This window comes from Thermoplasmata archaeon, assembly GCA_038874435.1.
Taxonomy (GTDB): domain Archaea; phylum Thermoplasmatota; class Thermoplasmata; order Lutacidiplasmatales; family SKW197; genus SKW197.
Genome location: JAVZCK010000004.1, coordinates 1 through 18,101 on the forward strand (window position 1 = coordinate 1; position 18,101 = coordinate 18,101).

Consider the following 18,101-nt stretch of genomic DNA (forward strand, 5'->3'; position numbering starts at 1 on the left):
ATACGAACCATTTAACAAATACATGAAAGTATGGTTTACTCCTCTGATTTCATTTTCTCTGTGGAAAATTGGTAAGGGACAGCGTAAAAGCTTGTGTGGCTCATACCAACCTTCCGAAGTCATGGGGTGCTGCAATAATTCAAAACCTTATTATCCTCCATTGCCCTTCCTGTTATCATGCATGAGAAACCAGTTCTTCAGGTTGCTCTGGATATGGAAAACATAGAGCGAGCCCTTGAAATTGCAGGAGAGGCCGTGGCTGGTGGTGCTGACTGGGTGGAGGCGGGAACACCTCTAATTAAAAGCCATGGACTTGATGCAGTTCGTGCCTTAAAAAGAAAATTCAAGGACAAGGTGATTGTTGCAGACATGAAAACGATGGATGTAGGCGGTTTTGAGGTGGAGATTGCTGCAAAAGCAGGAGCGGATGTGGTCTGTGTTCTGGGTGTTGCAGATGATTCTACAATTACAGAGGCAGTAAAGGCAGGGCGAAAGTATGGAGCAAAGATAATGTTGGATTTGCTTGGTGTGGAGAACAAGAAGAAGAGAATTGCTGAAGCAGCCAAGCTTGGGGTGGACTATGTCTGTCTCCATCTCGGAATCGACCAGCAGATGTCTGCAAAGAGTATTTTTGATGAGTTGAGGGAGATTGTGAAGATTGCACCAGTGCCTGTTGGCGTTGCGGGCGGCATTAACTCAGAGACTGCAGCAGAAGCAGTAAATGCGGGTGCAAGCATAATCATAGTCGGAAGTGCAATCATAAAGGCAAAGGATGTGAAGGACGCAGCTGCAAAAATAAAAGAAGCCATACTTTCAGGCATTCCACAACAAACAGAGGACTTCAAGAAATACAGCGAACAACAGCTTTTTGAGGCATTTTCAAAGGTGTCCACACCCAACATCTCTGATGCGATGCATAGAAAAGGAGCGATGAAAGGCATCAAGCCGTGCATAAACCGCAATAGAAAGATGGTGGGCAGGGCGCTCACTGTTAGAACAATCGATGGAGATTGGGCAAAGCCAGTGGAAGCGATTGATAGGGCTCGCAAGGGAGATGTGATAGTCATAGATGCGGGGAGTGGCACAACAGCGGTCTGGGGAGAACTAGCATCCTGGAGTTGTAAGGTGAAGGGGGTTGCGGGTGTTGTGATAGATGGAGCTGTGAGAGACATTGATACAATTCTGAATATTGATTTTCCAGTATTCGCAAGACATGTAGTTCCTTGTGCTGGAGAGCCAAAGGGATTTGGAGAAATTGGTGTGGAGATTGTTTGCGGAGGCCAGGTAGTTTCCACTGGTGATTGGATCATTGGAGATGAGAGCGGTGTTGTTGTCGTTCCCCAGAAGGATGCAGTCCAGATTGCGAATCGTGCGGTTGAGGTAATGGAACGGGAAAATCGGCTCAGGGAAGAAATAAAGCAGGGAGGCACCCTCTCCTCAATCCAGAAACTTGAAAGATGGGAGAAAGTAGGCTAACCCATTTCTTTTTTAATTCGTTCAATGAATTTTACTGCATGGGTTTTTTCGAAGTAATCAAGTGCAGTTTTAAAATGCTCCATAGCCCTTTCCATGTTTCCCTTTTCTTTCTCTAAAATTCCGATCTCCAGATGCAGGGCTGCAATCTCACCTGCAGCATTCGTTAGCTTATAAATCTCCATGCATCTATTAAAACTCTCCTCTGCTTCCGTATACATCTTTCTCATTCTTTTGATGATGCCCTCTGAAAAGTAAACGGACGCTTCAACCTCTGGCGATTTTGTTTCGGCAAGGGCGAGCAATGCTCTTTGGATATATTCCTCTGCGCTTTCCCAGTTGCCTTCCTTTGCATGTACGAGGGCTAGATTTGCAAGCACTTTCACGGAGACCCTTCTTTCACCCAATTCTTCCGCTACAGCCAGTGCAATCTTATAAAATTCCTTTGCCTTCTCGTAGTCCTCCATGTCCTTGTAAAGATTTCCAATGTTGCTTGAAGAAACCAAGTATTCCCATTTGTTTCCTAACTTTGTGTTAGTTTCAAAGTCCTTCTTGTAATACTCCATTGCTTTCTCCCAGTTTCCAGCATCGTGGTAAATCACGCCGAGATTATTGTAGATGAATGCCTGGCCTGTAACATCATGAGTTTTTTCAAAAATCTCCTTTGCCAGCGTATAATATTCCACTGCCTTCTCATTCTTGCCTTGCGTTGCATAGATTGCTCCGATGTTGTTGTAGGTGTTCGCAAGGGGAGTGAGGAGATTGTATTTTTTTCTCACATCTGCGCATCTTAAGAGATATTCCTCTGCCTCTTTCACCTTTCCCATCATGAACAAATTTGTTCCGTACCTGTGATAAACCTCTGCCATCTCGATTTCATCTTCGTATCTTTTACAGATTTCCAAGCTCTTAAGGTAGTAGGACTGGGCAGCTATGTAATCCCCTCTTTTCTCATAGACGAAGCCCATGCTCCTGTAAATTTTGCCCATTTCCTTGTTAAGATTTGCATCCTTTGCAATTTCAACTGCTTCGCTGAGAAGGTTCAGAGAGGCGTGGGGGTTGCCCCGTTTCTGCTCCACGAATGCATGTTTTAGCAGAGTTCCAATTTCAAGTGCATCATCTTTTATCATTCTAGCCAATTTTCGCAATTCCATCAGGTTTTCTACCGCGACCTCCCAGGATGCCTGAAGAATTGCCGCTTCTGCGATGAGATTGTGCGTTTCAATTCTTAAATTTGGGTCATTTATTTTTGCCAGTTCTATGCATTCTTTTGCGCGTCTTGCAAGTGCAATCGCCTCATCAACTGCGAATTTTTCTAGCATTTTTTTTGCTAATACGATTGAGTAATTTGCACACTTCTGATAATTGCAGGAAATCCAGTAATGGGTCGCAACAGCATTTAATGTCGCCTCATTCTGCTCTATCTCTTCCTCCAGAATTTTTGCTGCTTTTTCATGTAGCATTTTTCTGCGGAGCCCAGTGTGTGTTCCATAGCTCGCTTCGTAAAATAGGTTATGAGAAAATCGGTATGTATCTCCTAGTCCTTTCTCTTCCACTAGATAGCCACTATTTACAAGCAATTCAAGCAGAGAAAGCAGTTCTTCCTCTGGTATTTCAGTTAATTTTTGTAAATCTTCGTATCTGAATCTTCTGCCTAGGACTGCTGCATTGGAAAGAAGTTTTTTGGCATTATCTGGCAGCATCTCAATTCTACCTTTAACAAGGTTTACAAGAGTTTCAGGGACAGCCAGCTCACTTAATTCCCTTTTTATTTTTCTTGTTCTCGGTTCATAGAAACCTTTGGTGATCACCACATGTGCGACTTCTTCAATGTAAAGTGGGTTTCCTTCTGTCTTTTCATAAATTATTTTCAGGAGCTCTGAAGGAATTTTCCATGTTTGAAGAAGGGCTTCAAGCAGTACAGCGGTTTCCTCAATTTTCAATGGTTCCAGTTTTACTGTATGCACTCCTTTTGCTCCCACAATTTTTTCAAGCATGCCATGGAGCGCTTTAGATTTTTTGAGGACAATTATGTCATCTGGATAGGCACAGAAAATTGAAAATTTTTCATCCTGCACAAATTTAGAAAGATACATCAGAAGATTTAGGGATTCTGGGTCTGCCCAGTGCAGATCGTCTAGGATTATGAGTAGAGGGCGAGATTCAAGAAGGGTCTTTATCTTTTGGTGATATTCCTCATAAATCCTGTATCTTTCTCTAGTGACATCGATTGTTTCTATGTTCTTTGTTGTTTTCTCCTCAAACATTGAAATTCCTATCGGGATTTTTGTATCCTCCGTTAAGTCAGGTATTTGTCTAAATGCATCTTTAAATGGAAGGTATGGGACCGAGCTTTCATCAAGTCCTCTACCTTTTAGTACACAAAATTCTTCAGCAATGGCATACTTCTCAATAATTTCCAGCAATCTGCTTTTCCCGATTCCCACAGGACCAGTAATGAAAACAATGGAACCATGTCCATTCTTTGTTTCCTCAAGATAGCCAACGAGCTGTGCAATCTCCTTGCTTCTCCCCACGAATGGTAATTCCGTTGGAAAGTTCTGATTTACCATTGATTGAGATAATCTTTTCAAAAATAAATATTTACCTCATAAAAACCCAAAACTCATGTGTCGACAGCGTTCCATGCTTCCCGCAGGCTCGCGCACTGGAGTACAACATGGAACGCGAGCAGGCTTAACTTCCGGGTTCGGAAAGAGACCGGGTGTTTCCCTGCTCCTATGGCCGTCGACAGGGAAAGGGAGAAAGAGGGATTATATAAAGATTTTTGATGGTGTTTTTTACTCCCCTTTTGCCTTCTTCAGGAGTTCAATTACTTCAGGATAGTCAATTCCTAGTTCCTTCACTTTCTCGATAGTCGGAACACCATTCTTCGTCCAGCCACGCCTTGCATACACTGCATCACAGAGTTTTTGATACTGCTCTTCCCTGTACTTTCTCAGTTCCCTCATTTTCTCCTCAGTGCTCATTTTTTCCACATTGTAACCAAGTTGCCGCAACTGGTTGTCATATCTCTCCTTTCTGCTCTCGTATTCCTCTTTTGTCACAGGTCCGACAGACCTGTAGGGTGGCATGTCGTGTTCTCTTGTCCCAAAACCCATTCGCAAATTGAAAATTCTCTGGAAATTGTAGACAACCTCGCTCATCTTTATTAAATCGTCTGCACCCACTTTTCTACCAGTAACTGCTGAGAAATACTTGGCATAACTTTCCACATGTTTCATAACTTTTGCTGGTTCCTTTGTCTGCGCATTATCAAGAGGCGTAACATCATTCCAGGGCAGTTTACAAAGTCCATTTAACCCGAACCAGGTCCTCCACATCGGGAACCAGTATAATGCCTCTGCTTTCTGTTCAAATGTGGGCATCAACTTCTTCACCATATCCAAGAATATGAGCCAGGCCTCATCATGCTGTGGACCTTTCAGTGCCAGGGCATAGCCACCCTGCTGGGCCAAGCTTTCCTTTGTAACATACTCTGAGTATTCAAGTCCCTTCACTTCCATTCCAATGTCTTTCATGAGATTCCTGTCAGCTCCGAATTTTGCGAAATGCTCCTTCATTTTCCGTACACCCATGCCTAGAATCTTGCCAAAGCCCTCGCCATTGCTCATCTGGTGGAGAATAATGAGCATTGCCTCTTTATTTCCAAATTTAAGTTCAAGTCCACCTGTGATTTCTTTGTTTATTAAGCCACGTTCGAAACACTCCATTGCAAACGCAAGGCTTGTTCCGAATGAGATTGTGTCTATGCCATATGTATCGCAATAAAAGTTGCCTTCAATTACTGCCTCAATATCAAAGATGCCACAATTTGAGCCAATTCCTGCTATTGTCTCATACTCTGGGCCATCAACTAACACCGGCTTTCCAGCATACTTCCCTGTTTTCGGCACGAAGTTGTTTACATGGTGAGAGCAGGAGAGTGCACAACCAATCCAGCAGGAATCGTTGTTTTTGTTTTTGCCAAAGTATTTTCTGAACTCCTCAGCATATAGGTTTTTTGCATCAGGGTGTGAGCCATACTGGAAGTTATGCACAGGTAGAAGGTCGAAGTCATTCATAATGCTCACGAGATGTGTAGTCCCAATTTCTCGCATCTGGTTTTGTTTTGGGTCAAGCTCTCGAATTTCAGACGAATGGTATTTTCCCGCCTCCATTAGTGCCTTCATGTCCGCAGGGTTGTTTGATTGGACTGTTACATTAGAGCATTTCACCACAATTGCAAGAATATTTTTATTTCGTAACACCGTGCCAGTTCCTCCTCTACCCGCCTGTTTCACCCTTACCTTATTCAGCACAGTGTCATACCAGGAGAAATTGAGGCAGCCGTAAAGAATGTACTTAGCCGCACTTCCACTTGAGACAACACTCACGGATTTTTTGTTGGTGCCTCCATACTTTGCAGTCAGCTCCTCTGCAAGCAAGTGGGTATCCTCATGCAGTCCAGCAGCATCTACAATCTCTACATATCCCTCATCCCCGTTTATGAAAATCACACATTCTTTTTCTGCTTTTCCCTGAACACAGAGTGCATCAAAACCAGAGAATTTCAGGTAGGGGCCAAAGTAACCACCAACATTTGAGTCAACCACAGAATCTGTAAGCGGTGAGATTGTTGTGACTATGGACTTCCCACTGCCTGGATAAATTGTTGTTCCGCCTAATGGTCCAGAAGCGATACAGAGGCAATTTTCTGGCATATCCCATTTTATCTTTTTATTCCATGGGAGTGCATGCCACATTAGGTAGAGGCAGAAACCTCTCCCACCAATGAATTTGTTTTTCATTTCTTCAGTAACTGGCTTTTCCTCGACCATGGACTTACTCAAATCAATGTATAAGGTTCTCCCAGCATAGCCCCTCTCAACTGGTTTTTTTGTATAGGTGTATTTGTGATACATGCCAACCACCGAAAAGGCATAGAAAGAGGAAGATATAAAGATATTGAGTTATTCTTGCTTTCAATGGCCCTCAAATCCATTGTAGATGAATACATGCAAAAGGTTTATGGTCTAAAGGAGCATTGTGAACGCTGTCTTGCCACACAGCGGTGGCATGGCAGTGTTGTGCTGATGGTGATGGATGCGGCTTTTACTTCCATTGGCCTTAATTACTTCACTGCAGTCGTGCCAAAGGTTGTGGAATTTAAGAGGCGATTTGTGGATAATGGCGAAATTCAGTGCCTTGAAGATTTGGCGATGGCAAATGTGGAGGAGATGAGGAGTGTGTGGAAAAACCGTCGTTCCTTGCAGATGGCAAAGGAAATTGCAGCGTATCTATCTCAACTGGGTAAGAATGACAGAGAAGCGTTGCGAGAATGGGCACAGCAAAGTAGTTTGGAGCATTGGGAAAAAGACCCAATCGGGAAAATGCGTGGAGTGGGCTTAATCACTTACCAGTATTTGCGGATGATGGGAGGCATAGACACAGTAATGCCTGACAAAATTGTGAAAAGAGTTATCAACGAGATTTTAGTGAAGGCAGGAGAGAAGCCAGTCCAAGAAGATTTTGCATTTATCAAAAAATGTGAGGAAATCGCAATTGCTTGTGGCTATAGACCGATTGAACTCTGCTGGATGACCTGGCTCGTGCAGGAGCAGGGAAAAGTTGTGAGGATGGAAAAATACAGAGAAATCTTAGGTGAAATTTGACCTTCTGATCCACAGAGTAAAAGCTGCAAGGAAAATGATGGTGATGAAAGCGGAGTTTAACTCGGGTGCGGCACCTTCCAGAACCTGAATATAGTATTCCTCTGTTTTTGCTGTGTTGCCATTCTCATCCACAGCCACAATGTAGTAATCCACACCCTCCATTGTCACTGAGGCTGCAGGAATCGTTGCAGTGTATCCTCCATTTCCATAGATCATTGGAACTGCCACAAAGCTGGATGTCCCATGCACTCTGTAGTAAAGGGTGACATTCACTATACCCGCATTGTCGGAAACAAAACAATTTACGGTTATTTCTGTGTTGTTGAAGGCAATTGTTACAGGAGTGTGCTCAATTGTTGGTGGAACATTGTCCAGACTTTCCACGAAAGCAATATCCCATCGCTCGGCATTCGCAACACTGTCATAATAACTTGCATTTATCACATCACCGTATGCCACTTTAAGCACACCAGTGGCATCCGTTGCAGAAAACTGGAGCTGGGCAATGAAAACACCAGTATTTGGCCCTGTTTCTGTGAGTGTGAGTGCCTCACCACCTGGCTCACTCTCGCTTCTCACCAGCACACTTACCGTTTCAGCAACTCCAGAATCCACATTTTTCTTCCAATCACGGACCGTAACTGTCGCTATTGTTTCAAGCTGGGTATAACTTTTTCTATCCATCTTTATCGTTGAAACCCCAAACCAGTTGAGAATTCTCGCAGTTACTTCCACTGCCCCACTTGCATTCTCTACTTGCACTATATTGAAGCCAGTAAACACGGTTTTAAAGTTGTAAATGCTGCCATTCACGCATGTACCTATGTATTTACCAGTGTTGCCATCAATAAAAATCTGGAGGACATCACCGTATGAACTCACACCAAGGTTTACCACATCGTACATCTGCCTCCCTGGAACTGGCAAGAGATTTAGAGTAACTCCAGTCATCAATTCACCTGTCCCTGTAGCAGTCCCACCAGAGGTTTGCAAGGTTCTATCAAACATTGCTCCGAGGTAGTCACGTAAGAACACAGGGTCAACGCCTGGCTGTGCCTGAGAAGTGCTTCCAAGCCCCCCAGCAATTCTTGGAGAAGAAAACCAGACTTTTCCACCGTTGTTCAGATAAGTTTTCAACTCCGCAATATCTGTGAGGGTGAGCTGCCCCTGCATTCGTCCCGTTGAACCTGATTCCCAGAAAACTGCATCATAGCTCTGCATTAAACTGGCTGTAGCATGATTTTTTACAGTATTCCAGGAATAACCAAGTGTATCAAGAATCCCTTGGTAGGTTCTTTCAAATTCAAAGCCATCATCATCGTCGACAATTAAAATCTGTCCTTTTCTCTCATAAATTTTCCAGATGCCTTTTGCAATGTTGTTTGATTTCGTAACTTCTGATTGAGACATGTCCGCTTTAACCCAGATTTCAAAATCGCCCCATCTTGGCATTGTTGCCTGAATTGTTGCAGTGGCATTTCCGTAGCCAGAAATTGAGGAGATTGTTGCATTACCAAGAAGATTTTCCTGGGAAATGTTGCCTGCGTAAAACGATACATTCACATTGCTTACAGATGTTGGTGCATTGTTGTAAATCCTTGCTGAAATGTTTACAGTTGTGTTGTAAATGCAGGGTTCATCAAGAACTGGCTTATCAACTGCAATGTCCGATGTTGGAGAGAAGTAAACCTCAAAAGTTATGGTATTGCCTGGCTTTGAAAAGTTTGCAAAAACAATTCCAGATTTGGTGTAAGGGGAGTTGGCAGAAGAGTTTGGGGATGTAGCATCGCTCATTCCAGTTGTGTCATCACTCCAGAGGTCTGTTGGTTCTCCGCGATTCAGGTTAAGCTGCAACTCCTGGGTCCCATCTCTCCCATCAAATTCCTCTACATCCAGAAAATACCTTGCTGGATTTGTCTGAGAGCCGTAAGTGTCCAGATGCCAGATTATTGCACCACTTGCGAGTGCCAGGCGATCAAATTTGGCACCGCAGTTTGTGGTGATGTATTCAACATAGAACCATTGGGTGCCTGAGATGTTTATCTGGATAAGGGATTTTGCAATTTCTCTTGGCTGTAAGTTCACGACCTGGCTCTGAGAAATGTAAGTCGGGGTTATCCAGCCCTGGTGAGTTTTTGAGTAGGGGTTGAAGTGAAGCGGATTTGAGCCTGCGGGATTTCCATACCAGCAGCCACCAGCCATCACATCCCAATCTCCAGTCCCCATTGATTTGTAAGTAGTATCATAGAAATCCATCTCGCCAATGCTGTGGCCCATTTCATGGACATAAACACCGATTGCAGCATCAACATCTGGACCAGTATTGCAGGCCCCAAGGTAAACGCCATCGTTTGTTTGCAGAGATGCCCAGGAAGCATGAGACCAAATGTGCTCTGCAGTGTTGGCGGTTGCAGCAGCATCTGGTCCAGCATGAATCACAATTACCATATCTACATAGCCATCACCATCGTTGTCATAATTCGAGAAATTCACTGCGGCATCAGCCTGGGGAAGAATTTCCTCAAGCATGTCATCCACATATCTGCCAGAATCCCAGGAATAATAACTCATTGTGTGATTTGAATGAAATACACCATACACATCAATAACTGGGTCAAAGGCACCAAATGAGTTTTCAAGGTAGAATTCCCTGAGAGAGCCTGATGGGAATGTGTTTAGGCTTGATAGCATATTCTGGAAGTAAGTGCTGTCATGCACAAAACTGCAATCAGTGAAATCCATCAGCAAGGCCACATACTTTGCCTGGCCACTGCTACGGTGCTGGTAAAGGTAAGAAAAGAGGTTCTCTCTCACATCTTTACTATCTCCAATCCAGATGCTTGCTGTTCTTCCAATCCCTTTTTCTGCTGGTGGTAAATCACTGCCCACAATTCCACCAGGTACCAGTCCCTGCCTTGTTTTCTCTGCGTATTTCCAGTAGCCATCTGCATCCCTGACAACAGTATAGCCATTGTGCTCCAGTTTCCCGCCAATCTCAGCACCTGTAAGGTATGCCTCGAAACTGCTTCCATCAGGTTGTGTAAGAATTATTGGCTTGTTTATCGGTGGGACAAAATCGAACACACCATTCCAGGGCATAACTGGGGATACACTTGCTGTAGCCTTCATATTCAGAGTGGTTGTTGCAAGAAAACCGACGATGATTATTATCAGAACGGCACGCTTGCCCTGATAAAGTTCTCCAGATTTCATACAAAAAATAATGCATCCTTCCTATATCAAATTTTTGGAAGGTGTTCAAAGCGCTCCAAGGTTATGAGTCTTTTCTTGAGACGACCAAACAAGCACCCATTAAGAGCATACCAAAAAAGCACATAAGTCCCCATATAATCCACTGGTATGTCGCAAGAGAAAGAGAGGAGTTGGTTGCAAAACTTGGCCCTGCTGCAAGCATATGGAATAGAGAGTTCATGAGTTGTAAGCATAGAATGGCGCTAAGGATACCAGGAATTATGGCTAAGAAGAGAAGTTTTCGTCGTAGGTCTGATAAGATTGCACTTAGGAGAAGCACGGAGGTAGACCAGAAAACAAAAACACTACCTAAGTATAATATTGAAACGAGCGTCGTGAGTTGAGTAAATGGAGGATTGTTTTGGATGATGAAGCACTGACGCATGATATCAAACAGGAGAATAGAAACAAACATCGAAGAGATTACCCACACGGCAAAAAAAATACCTCCAATAGCTACTCGCTTCTGATGAACTTCCGAATATGCTCTTCGTCCTGCGACAATAAAAAGCACACCTGCAACCGCAATTAGAACGCCGATGCTCTGCAGTCCAATAGTAGTGGATATTGCAGTAAGCAATCCAGGTGTAGTAGAGAGGTCCAGAAATGGCGGGAAAAATCCAACGGCATAGATAAGAAAACCAAATCCGAGAAGCAGGGAACCCTTTTCCGTCCTGTTTCTACCTATTTTCCGCTCGACCTCCCACTCAATTTTAGGATATCTCTCTGTAAAGAAGAACCAGAAGTACAGCGGATAGGTGACAAATGGAAAAAGAATGCTAGCAACTATCCAGATTAGTCCATCCAATCCTCTATCTTCAATGTCCCTGTAAATAAAAAGGCCTATTAGTATCCCTCCAGTGAGATAAAACAAAAGGAAGGAAAGGAGGCATACTACATCATCGTTTTCAGTGGCAATACTCATGTTCGCATTTAATAGCAAACTAATTCCAATCAAACCTCCTGTTATCCTACCAATTTGTGGTTTCATGTAATCACCAACATTGCCTGATTTTAAGCGGTCAAAATATTTATTATTTTCCAATGCATATAACAATACTATGAACAAAGTACTAGTGGTTTGGTTTTTTCTCTGGATTTTCGCCTCAATTGGTGTGTTTCTGCTATGCGTGATGCTGAAGAGCACAATGCTTGCAGGCATCTTTTTGTTTGCTGGTTTTATCATTGCAGCCATTGCTCAGCTTGCCTTCGGCACTGCGTCCTGGGGTTTTACAGGGAGGGGCCCTGCAGTCAGACCAATGCCGTATGTCACAAGATTTTCCACATTTATGAAAGGGATTGCAAGAGATAGATACATGCTAGAAAGCCAGTACGAATGGAACATTGGTTTCGGGTTAACTCTCTTTGGCATCCTTATGTTTGTGGGAGGGCTTCTAGCTTCTGCATACCTCCGGGTGTATTAACTCACAGATTCCAGGCAATGAACAGCGCATTCAGAATCCCAGTGATTATTGTTATGAGAACCACGGCAACCAAATGCTTCTGCATCACTCTGCTTTCCAGTGAGGCATCACCGTTTATTGTTACCACTGCATTGTTGATTTTTGAAGGCGTTATTGCACTTGCTATTCCGCCACCATTTGCATGTGCAGCATAGGTTGTCAGGAACTGGCTGTCAGTCAACTCAATTTTCTGAGCTATGTTTTTCTGGATTGGATAGAACATCACATTTGAACTCGCCTCGCTACCACCCACAACTGCGCCAAAGAGCCCAAGCCAGGCAGCTACATAGACGAAAGAGGCCCCGAACACAGAGGCAAGGGAACTTGCAACGATAACATTCATGTTAAAGTCATTGTAGGCATCACCGGGCACAAGTTTTCCATCTACCACATGCATTGCACTCCAAGCCATTATGTAGGCAATTGCAAAGAAGAGTGAGTAAGCCAGGAACGGCTGGAGAATTCTACCAGCCCAGAGTTTTGTCACCTTCTTTACCTGTCCTGACTTCAATTTTAGCAACGGAATTGCAATCAAACAAGCAAGGAAAATCCAGGTGTAAATTTGAATCAGCACATCAAAATCAACTGGCTTATCATAGATGTAGAACGCAGGGCCATCCACTGCCTTCAGTATCTGAGTAACCTGGGGCACGCTTATCACCAGTGCAAACGCAATTAGCACGAGCCATGGCGAGATTGCCCAGAGGAATTTTCTCGTGTCAAATTTTTCAGAACTTGTGTGCTTTGAGGCAGAGAGAATGTAAAGCACAAACATTGTGAAGGCACCAGCAAGTACACCTATGAGAAGCACAGGTGCACCGGCAAGCACAAAAACAAGGGCTGAAATGCCTATGGAAATCCCAGACACAATTGCGGAAAACCAGCCCTTTCTTACCGATTCAAAACCACCAATCATGTAGAGCATTGCAAACGAAATTAGGGTTGAGAGTACTGGTAGATAGAGGCAGATTTTGTAGGAAAGGAGCACTGGGTCTATGCCGAACAGTGAAGCGGGTAGCGTTACTGGAATTGAGAGCAATGCGAAGGAAGTGGTGGCGTTGTAGCCAAGCACGGCAATGGAGACAGCGGAAAACGGGTCAAAGCCCATTGCAACTAGCAACGGAGGGAAAAGGGAAGGTGTCACGACACCCAGCGATGTGACAAACGAGCCAAATCCCACGCCAATAAAGATTGCCTGCTCCTCTTTAGTGGTGGCAACCCTTTTTATTGCAGCAGAAATTACATCGAGGGCGTTTGCCTCCTTCATCAGAAAAATGAGATACATTGTGAAAAGCACAGCGATAGTAATTCCAAACGATTTAATTATGCCATAGAGCGAGGCAGCAAGGGCAACATCTATGCCTGTGTGGAAGTAAGTGACTGCGAGCACGAGAGCCACAATCCAGCCAATTACTGCCATTGTTGCTCCGCTCTGCCGAAACATTATTATGCCGAGAAAAACAAGGATTAGAGGAAAGAGTGCAAGCGTCACTCCTGTGTAAATTACAGCACTGACTAAAATCGCCAGCGTGACTAGAAGAAAAATCACAAAATCTCTGTCCATCTTCATTTTCATCACCTGTTATCAATCACCCGTTTCGCCTTGATTGTGTCCTTTGGAATCGTTCCTGGCTCCAGAATCTTCACTTCAGGTGTTAAAAGGAGCACAAGTTTGAGTTCATTCTGCAATTTCTTTTCAAGTTCCTGCTTCACCTCTTCGCTTAGCTTTTCCTTGCTCTCCACCTCTACGCTGAGTTTGTCCATATCTCCCTTCTTTCCAATCACAATCCGGTAATTTAGCCCTACCTTTTCATTTTGCATCAGCACATGCTCTATCTGTCCTGGGAACACATTTGTCCCGCTAATGATTATCATGTCGTCAGTTCTTCCCTTTATCTGACTATGCTTTATGTGGGTTCTACCGCACTCGCATTTTTTCACATCGTAAAGGAAAGCCAGGTCATGTGTTCTGAAACGAAGGATGGGCATACCTTCTTTTGTGAGAGTGGTAAGCACCAATTCTCCATACTCCTCCTTTTCCACTTCCTCACCTGTTTTCGGGTCAACACATTCTACAAAGAAATGGTCTTCCCAAAGATGCAAGCCATCATGGATATGACAGTCAGTTGAAACGCCAGGTCCACACATTTCAGTGAGTCCATAAATGTCATAAACATCCATATTCCACAACTCCGCAAGTTTCTTCTTCAAGCCAGGTGTAAACATCTCCGAACCAAAAATTCCTCGCCTTACCTTCAGCTCGGTTGCTGGGTTAATTCCCATGCTGAGTGCCACCTGGCCAAGATGGGCAGCATAGGAGACCACACCAGAGATGAAGGTTGTACCATAGTATTTCATCAATTGAATCTGCCGTTCACTTTGTCCCATTCCACTTGGAATTACCAGGGCGCCCACTTTCTGTGCCCCATAGTGGAATCCAAAAGCTCCAGTGAAAGTTCCGTAGGGAATTGGATTCTGGAAAATATCTTTTTTTGTCATGCCCGCCATCACAAGGCATCTGGCCATCACCTCGCTCCATACTTCCAAGTCGTTTCGAGTGTAGCACACAGTTACTGGCACACCTGTTGTGCCTGATGAGGCATGGAGTTCTACACACTCATCCAGTTTCACGGCAAGCATCCCGAAAGGTGCAGATTCTCGCAGGTTGTCCTTTGTAGTAAAAGGCAATTTTTTTATGTCCTTGAGTTTCTTTATGTCATCTGGCCTCACACCTGATGCCTTCATTGCATTCCTATAGAAAGGTACCTTGTAGCACTGCCGAACAACTGCCTTCAACCTTTTCAGTTTCAATCTATCCAGTTCTGCCCTCTTCATTGTTTCGTATTTTTTGTTGAAAAACATGCTTTCACTCCTTTTTTCTGAGGTCAATCACATGTTTTGCCTTACCCTCAACTCTTGGCAGTGTGCCTGGTTGCATCAATTCTACATTTGCATGAATGCTCAAAACACTGAGCAAATCACTTTCAACTCTCGCCTTCAGTTTTCCAAGGTCGTAGTCCTTCTTTGTTGCAATCTCTGGCTTTAGCTCAACCTGGACATTGAGACGGTCTAGTTTGTCATGGGTTACAAGAATTTGGTAGAATTCCGCAAGTTCGGGTATCTGCATGAGCACATGTTCTATCTGGCTCGGGAATACATTCACGCCACCGATGATGAGCATGTCATCGCTCCTGCCTTTGATTCTCATTATCCTAGGATGTTGTCTTCCACACTCACATTCTTCCCAAACAATTCTTGCAAGGTCTCTTGTCCGATACCTCAGAATTGGCATCGCCTCCCTGTTGAGCATTGTCACCACAAGCTCGCCTTCCTTCCCTTCCTCAAGAACCTCTCCAGTCTCAGGATTTATCGTCTCAATGTAAAATTCATCTCCCCAGACATGCAGTCCATTTTGCTCGGGGCATTCACAGGCAACGCCTGGCCCATAAAGTTCTGACATGCCATAACAATCAATTGCAAGCATTCCAAATGTATCCTGGATTTTCTTTCTGGCTTCTTCACTCCATGGTTCGGCACCGAAAAGTCCAACACGGATTCGCAAGTCCTTTCTCGGGTCAAGTCCTTCTGCCCTGACTGCCTCACAGAGGTAGAGTGCGTAAGAAGGAGTACAAGCAATTACGGTAGTTCCAAAGTCCTTCATCAGCATAATCTGGCGTTTGGTGTTTCCAGTTGCCGCAGGCACAACCATCGCACCTATTCTTTCAGCCCCATAATGGAACCCAAGTCCTCCAGTAAAAAGCCCATAACCATACATGTTCTGGACAATGTCTTTTGGTGTAATACCAGCACAGTCGTAGAGCCGTGCCATTAATCTTGTCCAGGTTTCGAGGTCTTTTCTTGTGTAATAAACAACCTTTGGTTTTCCAGTGGTGCCGGAAGATGCATGGATTCTTACAATTTTCTCAGGGTTCACAGCCATCAGTCCGAATGGGTAATTTTGTGCAAAATCCTCCTTTGTTGTAAACGGAATCTTTGCCACATCCTCAATTCTTTTTATGCTGTCAGGTGTTATACCTGCTGCCTTGAATTTCTGCTTTATCACAGGCACTCTTCTATAGGCGTAGTTCACAATCTTTTTCATCTTTCTTTCCTGGAGCTTTCGGATTTTGTCAGCACTCATCAATTGTAAACTGCGTTCAAACATGCTAATCACGAAAGAGCGGAAATATTGGTGGGATAAAAGGTTTTACTTCGGTCGTTGAAAAACATTAAATACCAGAAAATCCATATGTATTGATTGGTGACAGAATGCTACAGAGAAAACTGTTTGTCTTTGGAACAGGCGTGCTTGTGCTGGCTCTTGCGTTCAGCGTTATAGCTCTGCCTGCAACTGCCCAGCCCGTAAATGAGAAAGCAATTGTTGGTGGCTCCTACGCCCCACTGAAGAAGCCGACGCCACCACCGCCTCCGCCACCGCCGCCCTCACCAGGCGATGGCATTGTGAAGAGATATGCGGTTGTCGTTGGTATCTCAGATTACAAGGCAATAAGTGACCTATCCTACTGCGACGAGGATGCAAATGACTGGTACAGCTATCTAAACGCACATGGCTACACCGTGAAAGTTTACGGAGACCATACCTCTACATATCTCAGGTTTGATGGCGTTGCAAAGGAATCCAATGTGAAGGCAGCAATTCAGAGCATGGTAGCTGCTGCTGACGGTGATGACATAATTGCCTTTGTCTCTAGCGGACATGGGACCACTATTTCGGGAATGCAGGTGCTCTGCATGTGGGACATGAATGCGGGCGAGAACGGCGAGGACGGTGTCATCACGGACATAGAGCTGAAGAACCTGTTTGCTTCGGCAGTTGCTAAGGTCTTCATCTTCCTTGACCACTGCAATAGCGGAGGCATGAATGAAATCATGAGCAACAGCAATGCTGCAAATGTTTACATGACAACCACCTGCGGGCCAAGGGGCTATGGGTATGATGTGCCAGAGTACCAGAACGGCAAATGGACATACTGGTTCCTTGAGAAAGGCCTCATCGGACAGGGCTTTACCACGATGGAATCATGCTTCAGCTGGGCATACACCCAGTACAATGCACGCGGACAGGATGCTCCAATGCAGTTTGACGGCAACACCGCAGTGAACTTCACCCTCTAAACCTTTTTATAATTTTTTATTTTTGTGTGATGGAAAGGGATATTAGCACGAGGATATTTGGTAAAGCGGTGAAATTGAATATGGGAACTAAAGTGGAAGCTATAACAAACGTCCTTAAAGAATTGGGAGGGGTAGCAACATTAGATCAAATCTATAACAACATAGAAAAATTCTACCCTGCAGCTAAATCTAGTAGGGAGTGGAAAGCTGGAATTAGAGGTGTTATAAATAGAGAACTCGGACACAATAGAAATTTTAAAAGAATAGGTCTGGGAATATACGCGTTAAAAGAGTATGTGGAAGAACCGAAACCTACCATGCGAGAAAAGGAAAGGATGCATCCCTATATTGAAGGAATTTGTTTGACGATTGGGAAATATAAGGGATTTCATGTTTACACTCCAGATAAATTCGCGTTGTTCAAGGATAAGATCTTTTTGAAAGACCTTGTTACATTACCAGATGTGCCCCCTTTTACATATCCAGAAATAATTGAAATTATCAAGAAAGTAGATGTGATTTGGTTCAACAAAGAGGGTTTTCAATTCCCAGTGTATGCACTTGAAGTAGTGGACTCAATTAACACTCTTTCAGAAGCTTTAAACAGATGTTTGCAATTGTTGTATTTCAACACTAATTTCTTAATAATTGGTCCTCCCCATTACCGAAAGAAGGTTTTAGCGAAATTAGAGAAAGAGCCATATTTACAATTTAAGGAAAGGTTTGACTATAAAGATTATGATCTGGTCATCCAGTTATATGAAAGTTCAGTTAGACAGGACAAACTTGAGGAAGAATTTTTCAGGCATTCGATAGGAGGAGGAAAGTTATGTGTGCAATCATTGTGAAAGCATATATGGTTGAAGTGAAGCAAAAGGACTTTGTTTTACTCCGAGGGAGATTAAGAAGCACGGCTGAAGACGAAGAAAATATGATAGTGAATATGGAGGAATTAAGGAGTGCTTTTTATGAAATGGACACAGAGATTGAGGGTACAACGCAGAGGTTTTTAGAAGAGCTTATGGAGAAAATACCAGAAAATGTGGAGTACGTCTGGTTTCACTTATAAAATGAAAAATTCCCACATCCTCTTTTACTCTCT

13 protein-coding genes and 1 rRNA gene are annotated in these 18,101 nt (G+C 43.8%); 6 read left to right on the forward strand and 8 right to left on the reverse strand.

The window, feature by feature from the left end; genetic code table 11:
• Positions 1 to 177 precede the first annotated feature (177 nt).
• Complete coding sequence (gene hxlA, locus QXD64_02340; GenBank protein MEM3396154.1) at positions 178 to 1,476, forward strand: 3-hexulose-6-phosphate synthase; 1,299 nt, start codon at positions 178 to 180, stop codon at positions 1,474 to 1,476.
• Here the strand turns inward: hxlA and QXD64_02345 are convergent.
• The 3 genes from QXD64_02345 to QXD64_02355 all read right to left on the reverse strand — a co-directional run bounded on the left by QXD64_02345 (position 1,473) and on the right by QXD64_02355 (position 6,398).
• Positions 1,473 to 4,046 (reverse strand): DUF2791 family P-loop domain-containing protein, encoded by a 2,574-nt coding sequence (locus tag QXD64_02345; GenBank protein MEM3396155.1) that lies wholly within the window; start codon positions 4,044 to 4,046, stop codon positions 1,473 to 1,475. The genes hxlA and QXD64_02345 overlap by 4 nt on opposite strands.
• A gap of 58 nt (positions 4,047 to 4,104) precedes the next feature.
• Positions 4,105 to 4,226 (reverse strand): 5S ribosomal RNA (gene rrf / locus QXD64_02350).
• A 48-nt stretch (positions 4,227 to 4,274) separates the two neighbouring features.
• Positions 4,275 to 6,398, reverse strand: coding sequence for an aldehyde ferredoxin oxidoreductase C-terminal domain-containing protein (locus QXD64_02355; protein MEM3396156.1), 2,124 nt, complete (start codon positions 6,396 to 6,398; stop codon positions 4,275 to 4,277).
• Here QXD64_02355 and QXD64_02360 point away from each other — a divergent pair.
• A complete protein-coding gene (locus tag QXD64_02360; GenBank protein ID MEM3396157.1) occupies positions 6,390 to 7,148 on the forward strand; it encodes a hypothetical protein in 759 nt (252 codons plus the stop codon). The genes QXD64_02355 and QXD64_02360 overlap by 9 nt on opposite strands.
• On the opposite strand, the gene QXD64_02365 is transcribed toward QXD64_02360, so the two are convergent.
• Together QXD64_02365 and QXD64_02370 are read right to left on the reverse strand one after the other, a co-directional pair.
• Complete coding sequence (locus QXD64_02365; GenBank protein MEM3396158.1) at positions 7,134 to 10,361, reverse strand: M6 family metalloprotease domain-containing protein; 3,228 nt, start codon at positions 10,359 to 10,361, stop codon at positions 7,134 to 7,136. The two genes, QXD64_02360 and QXD64_02365, sit on opposite strands and share 15 nt — an antisense overlap.
• A 61-nt stretch (positions 10,362 to 10,422) precedes the next feature.
• The gene (locus QXD64_02370; protein ID MEM3396159.1) at positions 10,423 to 11,391 is read right to left on the reverse strand and encodes a hypothetical protein; all 969 of its coding nucleotides are present in this window, start codon (positions 11,389 to 11,391) and stop codon (positions 10,423 to 10,425) included.
• A 70-nt stretch (positions 11,392 to 11,461) separates the two neighbouring features.
• On the opposite strand from QXD64_02370, the gene QXD64_02375 reads away from it, so the two are divergent.
• Positions 11,462 to 11,824, forward strand: coding sequence for a hypothetical protein (locus QXD64_02375; protein ID MEM3396160.1), 363 nt, complete (start codon positions 11,462 to 11,464; stop codon positions 11,822 to 11,824).
• A gap of 1 nt (position 11,825) precedes the next feature.
• Here QXD64_02375 and QXD64_02380 read toward each other — a convergent pair whose 3' ends face one another.
• The 3 genes from QXD64_02380 to QXD64_02390 are packed head-to-tail and all read right to left on the reverse strand — an operon-like array spanning position 11,826 to position 16,028.
• Positions 11,826 to 13,433, reverse strand: a complete 1,608-nt coding sequence (locus QXD64_02380; protein MEM3396161.1) for an L-lactate permease — start codon at positions 13,431 to 13,433, stop codon at positions 11,826 to 11,828.
• Between the two features lie 5 nt (positions 13,434 to 13,438).
• Complete coding sequence (locus QXD64_02385) at positions 13,439 to 14,725, reverse strand: phenylacetate--CoA ligase (protein ID MEM3396162.1); 1,287 nt, start codon at positions 14,723 to 14,725, stop codon at positions 13,439 to 13,441.
• A 4-nt stretch (positions 14,726 to 14,729) separates the two neighbouring features.
• Positions 14,730 to 16,028: a phenylacetate--CoA ligase gene (locus QXD64_02390; GenBank protein MEM3396163.1), complete on the reverse strand. Its 1,299-nt coding sequence runs from the start codon at positions 16,026 to 16,028 to the stop codon at positions 14,730 to 14,732.
• Between the two features lie 104 nt (positions 16,029 to 16,132).
• Between QXD64_02390 and QXD64_02395 the strand changes: the two genes are divergently transcribed.
• From QXD64_02395 to QXD64_02405, 3 genes are read left to right on the forward strand one after another with little or no spacing between them, the layout of a single operon-like run.
• A complete protein-coding gene (locus QXD64_02395) occupies positions 16,133 to 16,999 on the forward strand; it encodes a caspase family protein (GenBank protein MEM3396164.1) in 867 nt (288 codons plus the stop codon).
• A gap of 29 nt (positions 17,000 to 17,028) precedes the next feature.
• Positions 17,029 to 17,847, forward strand: a complete 819-nt coding sequence (locus tag QXD64_02400; protein MEM3396165.1) for a hypothetical protein — start codon at positions 17,029 to 17,031, stop codon at positions 17,845 to 17,847.
• On the forward strand, positions 17,829 to 18,068 hold the full coding sequence (locus QXD64_02405) for a hypothetical protein (GenBank protein ID MEM3396166.1): 240 nt from the start codon (positions 17,829 to 17,831) through the stop codon (positions 18,066 to 18,068). The genes QXD64_02400 and QXD64_02405 overlap by 19 nt, the downstream gene beginning before the upstream one ends.
• Positions 18,069 to 18,101: the final 33 nt, after the last annotated feature.

Excerpts from the sequence above, each read along its gene's own strand:
- QXD64_02390 (MEM3396163.1), bottom strand. The coding sequence starts at position 16,028 with ATGTTTGAACGCAGTTTACAATTGATGAGTGCTGACAAAATCCGAAAG.
- QXD64_02380 (MEM3396161.1), bottom strand. The coding sequence starts at position 13,433 with ATGAAGATGGACAGAGATTTTGTGATTTTTCTTCTAGTCACGCTGGCG.
- QXD64_02385 (MEM3396162.1), bottom strand. The coding sequence starts at position 14,725 with ATGTTTTTCAACAAAAAATACGAAACAATGAAGAGGGCAGAACTGGAT.
- QXD64_02375 (MEM3396160.1), top strand. The coding sequence starts at position 11,462 with ATGAACAAAGTACTAGTGGTTTGGTTTTTTCTCTGGATTTTCGCCTCA.
- QXD64_02370 (MEM3396159.1), bottom strand. The coding sequence starts at position 11,391 with ATGAAACCACAAATTGGTAGGATAACAGGAGGTTTGATTGGAATTAGT.
- QXD64_02355 (MEM3396156.1), bottom strand. The coding sequence starts at position 6,398 with ATGTATCACAAATACACCTATACAAAAAAACCAGTTGAGAGGGGCTAT.
- QXD64_02345 (MEM3396155.1), bottom strand. The coding sequence starts at position 4,046 with ATGGTAAATCAGAACTTTCCAACGGAATTACCATTCGTGGGGAGAAGC.
- QXD64_02405 (MEM3396166.1), top strand. The coding sequence starts at position 17,829 with ATGTGTGCAATCATTGTGAAAGCATATATGGTTGAAGTGAAGCAAAAG.
- QXD64_02400 (MEM3396165.1), top strand. The coding sequence starts at position 17,029 with ATGGAAAGGGATATTAGCACGAGGATATTTGGTAAAGCGGTGAAATTG.
- hxlA (MEM3396154.1), top strand. The coding sequence starts at position 178 with ATGCATGAGAAACCAGTTCTTCAGGTTGCTCTGGATATGGAAAACATA.
- QXD64_02365 (MEM3396158.1), bottom strand. The coding sequence starts at position 10,361 with ATGAAATCTGGAGAACTTTATCAGGGCAAGCGTGCCGTTCTGATAATA.
- QXD64_02395 (MEM3396164.1), top strand. The coding sequence starts at position 16,133 with ATGCTACAGAGAAAACTGTTTGTCTTTGGAACAGGCGTGCTTGTGCTG.